Source organism: Streptomyces sp. enrichment culture (genome assembly GCF_964273145.1).
In the GTDB taxonomy this organism is placed as follows: domain Bacteria; phylum Actinomycetota; class Actinomycetes; order Streptomycetales; family Streptomycetaceae; genus Streptomyces.
The window spans coordinates 5,369,897-5,384,579 of sequence record NZ_OZ186873.1 but is presented as its reverse complement, the minus strand read 5'-3'; the positions used below and the strand labels follow the sequence as shown (position 1 = coordinate 5,384,579).

The following is a 14,683-nucleotide window of genomic DNA, read 5'->3' as shown; positions in this document are numbered from 1 at the left end:
CCCTTGAGGCCCGTCCTCCGCTACGGCAGTCCGACCTCGCCGTCCAGCGCGGCGAACAGCTCGTCGTCGGTGGCCGACTCGAAGTCGGGGCGGACCCCGGCGCTCAGCGCCGGGCCGTGCCGGTCCCGCCACTTGCGCAGCAGCGTCTCCAGACGGGCCGTGACCGCGGCGTGGTCCGGCTCGTGCCCATCGTCGCTCGGTGGCGAGGCGAGCAGCGCCGACTCCAGGCGGTCGATCTCGGCGAACAGCGGCTGTCCCTGGGACAGCGCGGGCGCCAGCTCGGTCGCCAGGTGCGCGGCCAGCGCGGCCGGGGTCGGGAAGTCGAAGACCAGGGTCGCGGGCAGCCGGAGACCGGTGGCCGCGTTGAGCAGGTTGCGCAGGTCGACGGCGGCCAGCGAGTCGAAACCGACGTCCTTGAACGGTTTGCCGGGCTCGATGAGTTCGCCGCTGTAGTGGCCGAGCACCGCCGCCGCGTTCTCCCGTACGAGGTCGAGGAGGCGCAGGGTGCGGTCGGTGGCCTCCATCATGGACAGCGCCTCCGCGGCGGACGCGGGCGCCGGGGCCGGGGCGGCCCGCCGCACCGGGGTGCGCACCAGCGTCCGCAGCAGCGCCGGCACCGGACCGCCCGGCGAGCCGATCACCGTCATGTCCACGCCGACCGGCACCAGCACCGGGGCGTCCACCGCCAGCGACGCGTCCAGTAGGTCGAGTGCGGAGCCGGTGACGAGCGGGCGCAGGCCCATGCGCCGCATCCGCCGCAGGTCGGCCTCGCCCAGTTCGCCCGCCATGCCCGAGGTCTCGGACCACAGGCCCCAGGCGAGTGAGAGGCCCGGCAGTCCCTCGGCCCTGCGGTGGCGCGCGAGGGCGTCGAGGAAGACGTTGGAGGCGCTGTAGTTGGCCTGCCCCGCGCCGAGTAAGTAGCCGGCCGCCGAGGAGAACAGCACGAAGGCCGCCAAGTCCTGATGGCGCGTCAGTTCGTGCAGGTGCCAGGCGGCGTCGGCCTTGGGCCGCATGACCGTGTCCAGACTCCGCGCGGTCTGGGTCCCGATCAGGCCGTTGTCGGCGACGCCGGCCGTGTGGACGACGGCGGTGAGCGGTCGGTCGGCCGGGATCTCGCCGAGCAGCTTCTCCACCGCGGCGCGGTCCGCCACGTCGCAGGCCACGAGGCGCGCCCGAGCACCCGACGCGGCCAGCTCGGAGCGGAGTTCCGCCGCGCCGGGCGCGTTCTCGCCGCGGCGGCTGACCAGCAGCAGGTGGCGGACACCGTGACGGTCGGCCAGGTGCCGGGCGACCGCGGCGCCGAGGCCGCCGGTGCCGCCCGTGATGAGTACGGTGCCCCGCGGGTCCAGGCGCGCCGCGTGCAGCGAGCCGGCGGGGGCCTGCCGCTCCTCGACCAACCGGGGCTCCCACAGGGCGCCGTCGCGCAGGGCGAGTTCGGTGCCGGTAGCGGTGGCGGCCGCGCGCAGCCGTTCCTGGGAGGAGGTGGTGCCGTCCCAGTCGAGGAGCAGGATGCGGGCCTCCAGTCGCTCGCTCTGTGCCGAGCGCACCAGGCCCGCGAGCGGGGCGCGGGCCAGGTCCACGACGGCGCCGCGCGCCGGCTCCGGCCCGGTGACCCCGCGGGTGAGGACGGTGAGGCGGGAGTCGGCGAACCTCGGGTCCGCGAGCCAGCCCTGCACGGTCTCCAGCACCCGGGTGGTCGCGGCGCGCATCCGGTCGAGCAGCCCGTCCGCCCCGTCGTCCGCCGAGCCGGCGGCGCAGACGAGGACCACGTGGTCCGGCGCGGGACCCGCGAGGGCGCTGAGCGCCGTCAGGTCGGCGTAGACCGGGACGTTGTCGCCGAAGGCCGCGGCGATCCCCGCGTCGGCGTCCGTGCCGATCAGCGCCCAGTCACCGGCCGGCTCCTCGGCCGCGGGCCACTGGGCCCGCTCGCTCCAGGTGGGCCGCAGGAGTACGTCGGTCCCGTCCCCGGTGCCGCCCGCCGTCAACTGTTCGGCGCCGACGGCCCGCGCGGCCAGCGAGCGTATCGACATCACCGGGACGCCGGTCGCGTCCGCGGCGAGCACCGACGCCTCGTCGGGGCCGCGGGAGGTCACCCGTACCCGCAGCGCGGTGGCGCCCGCGGCGTGCGCCGTCACCCCGCTCCAGGCGAAGGGCAGCCGGGGTCCCACGGCATCCGCCCGGCTGTCGCCCTCGGCGAAGAGGTTGGCGTGGAGGGCGGCGTCGAGGAGGGCGGGGTGGAGGCCGAAGGCGTCGGCGTCGTGGTGTGCTTGGTCGGGGAGGGTGACTTCGGCGTAGAGGTGGTCGCCGTCGCTCCAGGCGGCGGTGAGGCCTTGGAAGGTGGGGCCGTAGTGGTAGCCCTGGTCGGCCAGGGTCTCGTAGGTGTGGTGCAGGGGGATGGGTTCGGCGCCCGGGGGTGGCCAGGTGGTGAGGTCGTCGTCGGGGTCGTGGTGGGTGGGCTGGGGGGTGAGGGTGCCTTCGGCGTGCTGGGTCCAGGGGGCGTGGGGGGTGTGGGGGCGGGTGTGGATGGTGAGGGCGCGGCGTCGTTGGTCGTCGGGGGCGCCGACGGTGACCTGGAGGTCGAGGCTGTGGTCCGCCGGGAGGATCAGGGGTGTTTGGAGTGTCAGTTCTTCCAGGTGGGGGGTGCCGGTGTGGTCGCCGGCGTGGATGGCGAGTTCGACCAGTGCGGTTCCGGGCAGCAGGACGGTGCCCATGATGCGGTGGTCGGCCAGCCAGGGGTGGGTGGTCGTGTTCAGGGAGCCGGTGAGGATGGTCTCCTCGGCTCCGGCACGGTGCAGCACGGCCCCCAGCAGGGGGTGGTGCGTGGCGGTCTGGCCGAGTGCGGTGGCGTCCGCGGGGCCGCCGGGGGCTTCCTCCAGCCAGTAGTGCTGTCGTTGGAAGGGGTAGGTGGGCAGGTCGATGTGGCGGGTGGGGGTGGTGTGCAGGGCGGTCCAGTCGACGGGGTGGCCGTGGGTCCACAGGTGGGCCAGGGCGGTGAGGGCCTCGGTGGGTTCGGGCCGGGTCCGGCGCAGCAGCGGGAGGCAGTGTGCGCCGTCCTGGGGCAGGGTGTCGGCGGCCATGGCGCTCAGTACGGCGTCGGGGCCCAGTTCCAGGAAGGTGGTGACGCCGTCGTCGGCCAGGGTGCGTACCGCGTCGCTGAAGCGGACGGTGTCGCGGACGTGGCCGACCCAGTACTCGGGTGAGGTGACCTCGCCGGTCGTGATGGTGCGTCCGGTCACCGTCGACACCAGCGGGATGCGCGGCTCGGCGTACCGCAGCACCTGGGCGACCTGCCGGAACTGGGTGAGCATCGGTTCCATCAGCGGGGAGTGGAAGGCGTGGGAGACCTTCAGCCGGGAGGTCTTACCGCCCTTGGCCCGTACCGCTGCCACGACCGCTTCCACCCGGGCCGCGGCACCGGAGACGACCACGGAGGCGGGGCCGTTGACGGCGGCGACGGCGGCGTCGTCCGCCCCGGCCAGCAGGGCGCGCACCTCCTCCTCGCCGGCCTGCACCGCGGCCATCGTCCCGCCCGGGGGCAGGGCCTGCATCAGCCGGCCGCGCGCCGCGACCAAAGCGCAGGCGTCGGCCAGGGAGAACACGCCCGCCACGTGCGCGGCGCCGATCTCGCCGATGGAGTGGCCCATGACGACGTCGGGACGCACCCCCCAGGACTCCACCAGCCGGAACAGGGCCACCTCCAGGGCGAACAGCGCCGGCTGGGCGTACTCGGTACGCTCCAGCAACGCCGCCTCCCGCGACCCCTCCACCGCGAACAACACCTCCCTTAGCGGACGCGGAAGCAGCGGATCCAGATGGACACACACCTCGTCCAGGGCGTCGGCGAACACCGGGAACACCTCCGCCAGCCCGGCGCCCATGCCGACACGCTGAGCCCCCTGACCGGTGAACAAGAACGCCAGCCGGCCCTCGGTGACGGTTCCCCGGACGACGCCCGCCGCGTTCCCGCCCGCCGCGATCGCGCGCAGTCCGGTGAGCAGCTCCTCGCGGTCCGGGCCAACGGCCACCGCGCGGCGCTCGAACTGCGCCCGGGTGGTGGCGAGCGCCGCGGCCACGTCCACCGGATCCGGGGCGTCCTCCTCCTCCAGCAGCTCCACCAGGGCCTGGGCCTGCGCCTTCAGCGCGTCGGCCGTACGGGCGCTCACCACCAGGGGCGGTGTCCGGAGGCAGGCCTCCGGGTGCGCGGGGAGCTCGTCGGGCCGGGGGGCCTCCTCGATGATGACGTGGGCGTTGGTGCCGCTGATCCCGAAGGAGGACACCCCCGCGCGCCTGGGCCGCTCGCTCCGCCACGGCCTGGCCTCGGTCAGCAGCTCCACCCGCCCCGCCGACCAGTCGACCTTCTTCGAGGGCTCGTCCACGTGCAGGGTCTTGGGAAGCACCCCGTGCCGCATCGCCATGATCATCTTGATGATGCCGGCGACGCCCGCGGCGGCCTGAGTGTGCCCCAGGTTCGACTTGACGGAGCCCAGCCACAGGGGGCGGTCGGCCGCGCGGTCCTGGCCGTAGGCGGCGATGAGGGCCTGCGCCTCGATCGGGTCGCCCAGAACCGTGCCGGTGCCGTGCGCCTCCACCACGTCCACGTCACCGGGCCGCAGCCCCGCGTTCGCCAGCGCGGCACGGATGACGCGCTGCTGGGAGGGGCCGTTGGGCGCCGTGAGGCTGCTGCTGGCGCCGTCCTGGTTCACGGCGCTGCCGCGCACCAGGGCGAGCACCCGGTGGCCGTTGCGCCGGGCGTCGGAGAGCCGCTCGACCACCAGCACGCCGACGCCCTCGCCCCAGCCGGTGCCGTCCGCGGCCTCGGCGAAGGCCTTGCACCGGCCGTCGGCCGCGAGCCCGCGCTGCCGGCTGAACTCGGTGAAGGTGTCGGGCACCGACATGACGGTGACTCCGCCGGCGAGGGCGAGCGAGCACTCGCCGCTCCGCAGCGCCTGGATCGCCCAGTGCAGTGCCACCAGGGACGACGAGCAGGCGGTGTCCACCGTCACCGCCGGGCCTTCGAGGCCGAGGGTGTACGAGACGCGGCCGGAGACCACGCTGCCGGAGTTGCCGTTGCCTATGTAGCCGTCCACCTCGCCGGGAATGGTGGTCAGGCGCGAGGCGTAGTCGTGGTACATGACGCCGGAGAAGACGCCGGTGCGGCTGCCGCGCAGGGCGTGGGGGTCGAGTCCGGCGCGCTCCAGGGCCTCCCAGGACGCCTCCAGCAGAAGGCGCTGCTGCGGGTCCATCGCCAGCGCCTCGCGGGGGCCGATGCCGAAGAACTCGGCGTCGAACGCGGTCGCGTCGCGCAGGAAACCGCCCTCGCGGGCGTACGTCTTTCCCGGCTTGTCGGGATCGGGGTCGTACAGCCGCTCGATGTCCCAGCCGCGTTCGGCGGGGAATTCACCGATGCCGTCCCGGCCCTCCGCCAGCAGTCGCCACAACCCGTCGGGGGACGTGATCCCGCCGGGATAGCGGCAGCTCATGCCGACGATCGCGATGGGTTCGTGGTCCCTGCGTTCGGCCTCGCGCAATTGGCGGCGCGCTTCCCGAAGGTCGGCCGTTGCCCGCTTGAGGTAGTCGAGAAGCTTTTTCTCGCTTTCCACCCAGGAACCCCCTGAACCCGTTCGGAATGTCCCTCCGAACGCTACGGGGAACCCGGCGCCGCAGACCACCCATAGACCCCCCTAGCTCCCCCTACCGGTGCCCTCGGAGCGGTCGCCCCCACGTGGGCGCGCAGGAGCCGCCGCGGATTACCTGGGGGTGTAACACAGAATTAACGAGGGAGCGGCCCCGATGTCATCGCCGTTCGCTGCGAATCCCTTTCGCAGAAGATCCGGACCCATACCGGATAAGGGCTCGTAGGGGCTGCTAGGGGTCTTCCCGGCCGTACACGCTGCTATAGCGTTCCCAGCGTCCAGACTGCAAAACACCGACACCGGGCTGGGGGAACATGTCGTCGACACCGTCTGTTAAGGGAACCGTCCCTTTCGGCGATTACGAGACGTGGTACCGCGTCACCGGTGACCTGCGCCGCGGGCTGCCACCCGTCGTCGTCCTGCACGGCGGCCCCGGCAGCACGCACGACTACCTGCTGAGCATGACGGCGCTCGCGGACGCCGGCTGGCCGGTCGTCCACTACGACCAGCTCGGCAACGGCGGCTCGACCCGGCTCCCGGACAAGGGGACGGACTTCTGGACCGTGGAGCTCTTCCGCGACGAGCTGGACAACCTGCTCCGGCACCTGGAAATCCGGAACGACTACATCCTGTTCGGGCAGTCCTGGGGCGGGATGCTGGCCGCCTCCCACGCCGGGGACCGCCCGGCGGGGCTGCGGGGCCTGGTGATCGCCAACTCGCCCGCGTCGATGCCGCTGTGGCTCCAGGAGATGAAGGTCCTCAGGGAACGGCTGCCGGCCGATGTGCAGGCGACGCTGGTGCGGCACGAGGCCGCCGGCACCACGGACACCGCGGAGTACTTCGCGGCCATGCGGGTCTTCTACGACCGGCATGTGTGCCGCGTCCTTCCGTGGCCGCGGGACTACCTGGCCACCTTCATGGAGATCAATGACGATCCGACCGTCTACCACGCCATGAACGGGCCCAATGAATTCCATGTCATCGGAACCCTGAAGGACTGGTCTGTCGAAGACGTCCTTCCGCGCATCGGGGTTCCCACGCTGTTGTTGAGCGGACGCCACGACGAGGCCACTCCGGCCACCGTGCAACCGTACTTCGACGGCATCGCCACGGCCCGCTGGGAAATATTCGAGAACTCGAGCCACATGCCGCACCTCGAAGAGCCGGAACGCTTCTTTCCGGTACTGATCGAATTCCTCCGCGAAATACAGAGCGCAGAGAACAAGCAGACCCGTTGATTCAGAAGAAGGGGCACGCGGTGACCGTCACACGCGAGGTTCGCGCTTATCCGTTCAGCGAACCGAACCGGCTCGATCTCCACCCGATGTACGCCAAGCTGCGGGCGGAGGAGCCGCTGAGCCGGGTGCAGCTCCCGATCGGCGAACCCGCCTGGCTGGCCACGCGCTACCACGACGTGCGCACGGTGCTCGCCGACCCGCGGTTCAGCCGGGCCATGGCCAGGACGCGCGACCAACCGCGCACGCACGCCATCGAGGACCTGGACGACGGCCTGATCGGCATGGACGGATCGGACCACGCGCGGCTGCGGAAACTGGTCGTCAAGGCGTTCACGACCCGCCGGGTGGAGCTGATGCGCTCCGATACCCGGCGGATCGTGGAGGGCCTCGCCGACGCCATGGCCGAACAGGGCGGCCCGTTCGAGGTCGTGGACAACCTCGCCATCACCGTGCCGGTGACCGTGATCTCGGAGATGCTGGGCGTGCCGCAGGCCGACCGCGCGAAGCTGCGCGGCTGGTCGGAGGCGATGGTGTCCACGACGGCGCTGCCGTACGAGGAGGTCGAGAGAAACGCCAAGGAGCTGTTCGAGTACGTCAGCTCGCTGGTCGCGGAACGGCGCCGCAACCCCACCGACGACCTGCTCGGCGCGCTGGTGAAGACCCGCGACGAGGACGGCGACCGGCTCAGCGAGCAGGAGCTGGTCATGAGTGTGACCGGTGGGCTGCTCGTCACCGGCACCGAGACCACCTCCTCGCAGATACCCAACTTCCTCTACGCCCTGCTGACCCACCGCGACCAGTGGCGACTGCTCTGCGAGAACCCGCAGCTGGTGCCACGGGCGGTCGAGGAGCTGCTGCGCTGGATCCCGCTGAACTACTCGGCGATGTTCGCCCGGTACGCGCTGGAGGACGTGCAGTTCGGCGACGTGACGGTGAGGAAGGGCGAGCCGGTGCTGGGCTCGGTGGCCGCCGCCAACCGGGACCCCGAGATCTTCGACAACCCCGACGAACTGGACCTGACCCGCGAGCACAACCCGCACATCGGCTTCGGCCACGGCCCGCACCACTGCCTGGGCGCGCAGCTCGCCCGGATGGAGCTGCAGAGCGTGCTGAGCGTGCTCGTCGAGCGTTTCCCCACCCTGGACTTCGCCGACGGCGCCGACGGCGTCGTGTGGAAGCAGGGAGTGCTGGTACGGGGCATGAAGAGTCTGCGAGTGGCGTGGTGAGCGGCTGGTCCGTCGCCGTCGACAGGACGGCCTGCATCGGTGCCTCGGTCTGCGCCAACTACGCTCCGGCCCTCTTCGAACTCCAGGCGGGCAAGTCCTCGCCGCGGGTGGCGACCACCGAGCCGGACGACGCGGTGCTCGACGCCGCGGAGACCTGCCCGGCGGCCGCGATCACGGTGCGCGACGCCGGCACCGGCGCGCTGCTCGCCCCCGAGGAGTAGGCCATGACCACCGAAGCCCGCACCGCAACCGCGATGATCTTCCCTGGTATGGGGCCGACCCCCTTCTCGGAGGTGGGCAGGTTCATGGTCGTCAACCCCTTCGCACGGAAGCTGGTCGCCGAGGCCGACAAGGTGCTGGGGTACTCGCTCCTTGACCGCTACCGGCAGACCGAGGGCGACTACAGCGAGTACGCCCAGGTCGCCTTCATGCTCAACTCCCTCGCGCTGGCCCGGTGGGCGGAGCACACCCTGGGCGTCGAGGCCGCGCTGTGCGCCGGGCCGAGCTTCGGCGAGAAGCCCGCGGCGGCCTACTGCGGCGCGCTGGACCTCCCCGACGCGGTCCTGGCCACGGCCCGGTTCGCCCGGCTGCTCGACGACTACTTCAGCACCGAGTTCAAGGACCTGGTCACCCTCTCGTTCGTCCGGGTGCCCGAGGAGAAGTTGCGCGAGGCGCTCGCGGAGCTCGACGAGCGCGAGGAGGTCTATGAGATCTCCAGCTACATCGACGACGACTTCTTCATGCTGACGCTGCGCGAGCACAACCTCGCCCGGCTGGAGCCCCGGCTGCGTTCGCTGGGCGGCCTGCCGCTGTACTCGATGCGGCCCCCCATGCACTGCTCCCTCTTCGGGGGATTGCGCGAGCGCGCCGAGACGGAGGTCTTCGGGGCGCTCGACTACGCGGCACCGCGTGTTCCGGTCGTCTCCGACCAGGACGGTTCGCTGATCACCACCGGCGAGGGGGTGCGCGCCATGCTGCTGGACAGCTGCGTGCTCCCGATGCGGTGGCCCGCCGTCGTCGACGCGCTGCGCGAGGCCGGCGTCGGCACCGTGTGCGTGGCGGGACACGACCGGCTCTTCGGCCGGGTGCCGCGCACGACGGCCAGTTTCGAGGTCGTGCCGGCCACCCCGCGCTTGGCGCTCCAGCCGCGGCCGGCCCGCTCCTGACCACCTCCGCCCCGCTCACCCCTTCCGAAAGGCGACTGACCATGTGGGACACGAAGTTCGAGGACCTGCTGCGCGGTTTCCTGCCGTTCCTCGGCGCCGACGAACCGCTCACCGAGGACACCGGCCTGCGCGACCTGGGGCTCGACTCGCTCGGCATCGTCGAGCTGCTCGCCACCCTGGAGAACGAGTACGGCGTCCGCTTCCACGACGACGCGCTCGGCAAGGAGACGTTCGAAACCCCCGGCGTGCTGTGGAAGGTGCTGTCCGGGCTCCGCACCGAGCAGGCCGCCTGAGCCCGCGTCCCCCGGGGGCGGTGAGCGACGAGCAGTGGGCATCGAAGGAGGAGCGGTGGACTCGGCCATGGGATCGGCGCTGCACGAGCGCTTCGTCCGCGGGGTCCGCCTCGCGCCGCACAACGACGCGGTGCGGGTCGGAACCGAGTCGGTCACCTACGAACAGGCGCACGAGCGGGCACTGGTCTGGGCCGGCGCGCTGCTGCGGGCGGTGCGCAAGCCGCCCGGCACCGTGGCCGTCCTGGCGGCGAAGGGGATCGACGCGTACGTCGGCATCCTCGCCGGTCTGTACGCGGGCGCCACGGTGGTGCCGCTGCAGCCGGGCTTCCCTCCGGCACGGACGCGGCGCATGATGCGCTCCGCGCAGGTGTCCGCGGTCGTCGCGGACGCCGCGGGCTGGGCGCAGCTGCCCGAGCTGATGGCGCCGGGCCCCGACGGCGAACCACCGCTGGGCCCGGACAGCCTCGACGGGCCGCTGCCCGTCCTCGCGCCCGACGGCCCGTCCGGCACGCATCCGGGGGTGGAGCGGATCCTGCCCGGGGCCGCGGGCGCCCTGGTCGCACCGCGCCCGGTGCGGGCGGCGGACACGGCGTACGTACTGTTCACCTCGGGGTCCACGGGCCGGCCCAAGGGAGTGCCGATCAGCCACGGCAGCGCGGCGCACTACTTCCGGCTCCAGGACGAGCGGTACGACTTCACCCCGGACGACGTCTTCTCGCAGACGTTCGACCTCAACTTCGACTGCGCCATGTTCGACCTGTTCTGCGCCTGGGGCGCCGGGGCCACCGCCCTGTGGGTGCCGCCCGGCGCGTACCGGGAGTTGCCGGCATTCGCGGCCGGGAACCGGATGACGGTGTGGTTCTCCACGCCCAGCGCGATCCCGCTGGTGCGCCGCCTCGGCGGGCTCGCCCCGGGCTCGTTGCCCGGTTTGCGCTGGAGCTTCTTCGCGGGTGAGGCGCTCACCTGCCGGGACGCGGCGGACTGGCAGACGGCCGCGTCCGGCTCGGCGCTGGAGAACCTGTACGGGCCCACCGAACTGACGATCACGATCGCCGCGCACCGCTGGGAGGGGCACTCCGCCCGGATCGCGGTCAACGGCGTGGTGCCGATCGGCCACGTCAACGGGGGCCACGAGCACCTCCTGCTCGGCGCGGACGGCCGTCCCGCGGCGGACGAGGGCGAACTGTGCGTGACGGGGCCGCAGACGACACGCGGCTATCTGGACGCCGCGGACGACGCCGGCCGGTTCCTGGAGCACGACGCGCGCACCTGGTACCGCACCGGCGACCGGGTCCGCAGGATCGGCGACAGCGGTGAACTGGCCTACCTGGGACGGCTCGACTCCCAAGTGCAGATCGCCGGCTGGCGCGTGGAACTGCCGGAGGTCGACCACGCGCTGCGCGGCTGCGCGGGCGTCACGGAGGCGGTCACGGTCGACGTGGCCGGTGCCTCCGGCACCGAACTCGTCGTGTTCTACACCGGCCGGGAGGTGCCCGCCGCCGTCTTCGCCCGGCAGCTCCGCGAGGTTCTGCCGATGGGCATGACGCCGCGGCACTACTGGCACCTGGACGAGTTCCCGCTCAACTCCAACCGGAAGACCGACCGCGGCGCGTTGCGGGCGCGCGCCGCCGAGCGGCTGGGTGCCGCCCGCGAGAGCACCGCCGGCGAGGGCGCCGGCAACACCAGCGAGACCACTGGCGGCAGCAGCACGCCGACGATCTGACAGGAGACCAGCGTTGGACAGCACCTCCGGCACGACGCACGGGGACCCCGTGCCCGGCCACCGGCATGACGGCCTGGTCCACCACCTGCTGGACGAGGCGGTGGCGTCCGTGCCGTCCTCGGTGGCGGTCAGCGACGCCGACGGACGGTGGAGCTACGCCCGTCTCGACGAGTACAGCCGCGCCTTCGCCGACTGGCTCGCGGCACAGGGCCTCGGTCCGGGTGACCGGCTGGTCGTCCAGCTCCCCACCAACCGGGAACTGGCCGCCTTGTTCTACGGGGCGTCCCGCCGCGGCGTCGTGTTCGTGCCGCTCAACCCGAACATGAAGGAGTTCCACCTGCGTTCGGTGCTGGGGAACGCGGAACCGGCGCTCGTCGTCTGCGCCGAGGGCCGGCAGGAGTCGTTCGAGGGCATCACCGACGTGCCGGTGCACCCCTTCGGCGGGGTGTGGGGCGAGGTGGAGAAGATCGCCGCGCGGGGCCCTCGCCCCGGCTCGGCCGTCGACGTGGCGTCCGATGCGCCGGCGGTCCTCGTCTACACCTCCGGCAGCACCGCGGCGCCGAAGGCGGTCGTCTGCCCGCACGCGCAGATCACCTTCGCCACCCGCGCCATGGTCCAGGTGCTCGGCTACCGGCCCGACGACGTGGTGTTCTGCCGCTTCCCGATGTCCTGGGACTACGGCCTGTACAAGGTGTTGATGTGCGCGGTCGGCCGCAGTGAGATCAGGCTCGCCGACGGCGAGTCCGACCTGCGGCTGCTGACCGCCATCCGGGACAGCGGGGCGACGATCGTGCCCATCGTGCCGTCGCTCGCCACCATGATCGCCACGTTGGCGCGCCGCCTCGAGGGGCCCGCGCCGCGGGTGCGGATGTTCACCAACACCGGTGCCGCGCTGCCCCAGTCGACGATCGACACGCTGCGCGAGGCGTTCCCCGGAGTGCGGGTGGTGCGGCAGTTCGGCCAGACCGAGTGCAAGCGCGTCTCCATCATGCCGCCACAGGAGGACCGCGAGCGGCCCGGCTCGGTGGGCCTGCCGCTGCCCGGCACCCGGGTGCTCGTCCTGGGCGAGGACGGGGAGCCGGTGCCCGCGGGCGACCTGGGCGAGATCGTCGTCGTCGGCCCGCACGTGATGCCCGGCTACTGGCGCAACCCCGAGATGAGCGCCCGCGCGTTCCGCCGCCACGAACCCACCGGCGAACTGCGCCTGCACACCGGCGACTACGGCCGCCGCGACGAGGACGGCTACCTGTACTTCCAGGGCCGCCGCGACGACATGTTCAAACGCAAGGGCATCCGGATGAGCACCATCGAGATCGAGTCCGCCGCCATGGACATCCCCGGGGTGCGCCAGGCCGCGGCGCTGCCGCCCACCGAGCGGCACGACCTGGCGCTGTTCGTGGAGTCGGAGCTGGCCCCGCCGGTGGTCCTGCGGGAGCTGGCGGCCCGCCTCGAACCGCAGAAGGTGCCCGCGGTCTGCCGCGTGCTCGGCGAGTTCCCCCTGACCCTGCACGGCAAGAGCGAGAAGAAGCAGCTCGCCGAGTTGCTCGACGGGAGCGAGAAGTGACCCGGTACACCGAACTGGCCGCGCGGTACGGCACCCCGCTGTACGTGTACGACCTGGACCGGGTCGCGGCGGCACGGCAGGATCTGCTGGACGCCCTGCCCGAACCCTTCAGTCTCTTCAGCGCCGTCAAGGCCAACCCGCACCCCGAGGTGCTGCGGGTGCTGGCGACCGGCGACGGGCGGGTGTGCCGCGCCGAGATCAGTTCGGTCGGGGAGCTGGCGGCCGCCCTGGAGGCCGGCTTCGACCCGGCCGGGATGCTGTACACGGGACCCGGCAAGACCGACGGCGAGCTGCGCGACGCCCTCGGCGCCGGGGTCCGGCTGTTCTCCGTGGAGTCGCTGACGGATCTGGAGCACGTGGGCGCGGCCGCTGTGGCGCAGGGTGTCGAGGCCGACTGTCTGCTGCGGATCAACAGTGCCTCGGCCAGCGCCACCACCAGCATCCGGATGACCGGCAGGCCCTCGCAGTTCGGCATCGACGCGGAGACGCTGGGAGAGGTGCTGCCCCGGTTGCGGACGGTGGCCGGCACCCGGCTCGCGGGTGCGCACTTCTTCCCGCTGAGCAACGCCTCGGACGAGGACAGCCTGGTCGGCGAGTTCCGCAACACGCTGGCGGTGGCGGCGCGCCTGGAGAGCGAGCACGGGCTGCCGCTGCGGTTCGTGGACATCGGCGGCGGGTTCGCGGCGCCGTACGCGGTGCCCGGCGAGCGCCCGGTGTACGAGAAGCTGCGCGAGCGCCTGGAGGACGCGCTCGACGAGACGTTCCCTCGGTGGCGCCGGGGCGGGGTGCACTTCGCCTGCGAGTCCGGCCGCTATCTGGTGGGCGACAGCGGGGTGCTGCTGACCCGGGTCGTGAACATCAAGGAGAGCCGCGGCCGCACGTTCGTCATCCTGGACGCCGGTATCAACACCTTCGGCGGCATGTCGGGGCTCGGCCGGCTGCTGCCGGTCGCGGTGCGGCCGGAGGGGCCCGGGCAGGCCGCGCAGATCGCGGACGGCACCGGTCTGAGCGCCGCCCTGGTGGGGCCGCTGTGCACGCCGGGCGATGTGCTCGGCCGGCAGGTGAGCCTGCCCGCCCTGCGCGTCGGCGATGTCCTCACCATCCCCAACGCGGGCGCGTACGGGCCCACCGCGAGTCTGCTGATGTTCCTGGGGCGCCCCGCGCCCGCGGAGGTGCTGGTGCGCGGCGGCGAGGTGGTGTCCGCGACCCGGATCGAGCACGGCAGGGCCGAGGTGGCGCCGCTGGACGGCGGGGCGCCGCTGGGCGGGGGGCGGGCATGACGCTTCCCGCGCGGGGGTCGGCGTGGGCGGACCAGGAGAGGGGCACCGCGCCTCCCCGGGACACCGCCGAGGCGGCGCGACGCCGGGAGACCGTCCTGGTGGCCGGCCTGGCATCCGACGCGCACACCTGGAACCTGGTCTTCCTCCAGCTGCTGCTCGAGGAACACGGCTACGACGTGGTCAACCTGGGCCCGTGCGTGCCCGACGAGCTGCTGATCCGGGAGTGCCTGGAACGTGTGCCCGTCATGCTCGTGCTCAGCAGCGTCAACGGGCACGGTCACCAGGACGGCCTGCGGCTGATCGGGAAGCTGCGCGCGGAGGACCGGCTCAGGGCCCTGCCCGCGGTCATCGGCGGAAAGCTCGGCATCACGGGCGGCGAGGACGGCGGACACGCGGCGGAACTGGTCGCCGCGGGCTTCGACGGCGTCTTCGAGGACGGCGCGCGGGAGATCACCGCCTTCCGGCGCTTCATCGGCGGCATACCCCGAAGAGAGCTGTCGTGAGTGATCGCTTCGCCGCGGCGCCGCGGGAGGGCGCGCCGGCCCCGGCGCGCACCGGCG

9 protein-coding genes and 1 pseudogene are annotated in these 14,683 nt (G+C 72.7%); 9 read left to right on the top strand and 1 reads right to left on the bottom strand.

The window, feature by feature from the left end:
* Positions 1-20 precede the first annotated feature (20 nt).
* Positions 21-5,573: pseudogene (locus ACSU6Z_RS24080) on the bottom strand (SDR family NAD(P)-dependent oxidoreductase); the annotation flags it as partial.
* Positions 5,574-5,947: 374 nt separating this feature from the next.
* Here ACSU6Z_RS24080 and ACSU6Z_RS24075 point away from each other — a divergent pair.
* The 9 genes from ACSU6Z_RS24075 to ACSU6Z_RS24035 all read left to right on the top strand — a co-directional run bounded on the left by ACSU6Z_RS24075 (position 5,948) and on the right by ACSU6Z_RS24035 (position 14,626).
* Positions 5,948-6,871 carry a proline iminopeptidase-family hydrolase gene (locus ACSU6Z_RS24075; protein ID WP_437048643.1) on the top strand — a complete coding sequence of 308 codons (924 nt, stop codon included), beginning with the start codon at positions 5,948-5,950 and terminating at the stop codon, positions 6,869-6,871.
* Between the two features lie 20 nt (positions 6,872-6,891).
* A complete protein-coding gene (locus ACSU6Z_RS24070; RefSeq protein WP_437048641.1) occupies positions 6,892-8,097 on the top strand; it encodes a cytochrome P450 in 1,206 nt (401 codons plus the stop codon).
* On the top strand, positions 8,094-8,318 hold the full coding sequence (locus ACSU6Z_RS24065; RefSeq protein WP_437048639.1) for a ferredoxin: 225 nt from the start codon (positions 8,094-8,096) through the stop codon (positions 8,316-8,318). Before ACSU6Z_RS24070 ends, ACSU6Z_RS24065 begins: the two co-directional genes overlap by 4 nt.
* Before the next feature lie 3 nt (positions 8,319-8,321).
* Positions 8,322-9,263 carry an ACP S-malonyltransferase gene (locus ACSU6Z_RS24060; protein WP_437048638.1) on the top strand — a complete coding sequence of 314 codons (942 nt, stop codon included), beginning with the start codon at positions 8,322-8,324 and terminating at the stop codon, positions 9,261-9,263.
* Between the two features lie 41 nt (positions 9,264-9,304).
* Positions 9,305-9,556 (top strand): acyl carrier protein, encoded by a 252-nt coding sequence (locus tag ACSU6Z_RS24055; protein WP_437048636.1) that lies wholly within the window; start codon positions 9,305-9,307, stop codon positions 9,554-9,556.
* 67 nt (positions 9,557-9,623) lie between these two features.
* Complete coding sequence (locus ACSU6Z_RS24050; RefSeq protein WP_437050455.1) at positions 9,624-11,279, top strand: AMP-binding protein; 1,656 nt, start codon at positions 9,624-9,626, stop codon at positions 11,277-11,279.
* A 13-nt stretch (positions 11,280-11,292) separates the two neighbouring features.
* Positions 11,293-12,843, top strand: coding sequence for an AMP-binding protein (locus ACSU6Z_RS24045; RefSeq protein ID WP_437048634.1), 1,551 nt, complete (start codon positions 11,293-11,295; stop codon positions 12,841-12,843).
* The gene (locus ACSU6Z_RS24040; RefSeq protein WP_437048633.1) at positions 12,840-14,123 is read left to right on the top strand and encodes a type III PLP-dependent enzyme; all 1,284 of its coding nucleotides are present in this window, start codon (positions 12,840-12,842) and stop codon (positions 14,121-14,123) included. The genes ACSU6Z_RS24045 and ACSU6Z_RS24040 overlap by 4 nt, the downstream gene beginning before the upstream one ends.
* Positions 14,120-14,626 carry a cobalamin B12-binding domain-containing protein gene (locus ACSU6Z_RS24035; protein WP_437048632.1) on the top strand — a complete coding sequence of 169 codons (507 nt, stop codon included), beginning with the start codon at positions 14,120-14,122 and terminating at the stop codon, positions 14,624-14,626. Before ACSU6Z_RS24040 ends, ACSU6Z_RS24035 begins: the two co-directional genes overlap by 4 nt.
* Positions 14,627-14,683 lie beyond the last annotated feature (57 nt).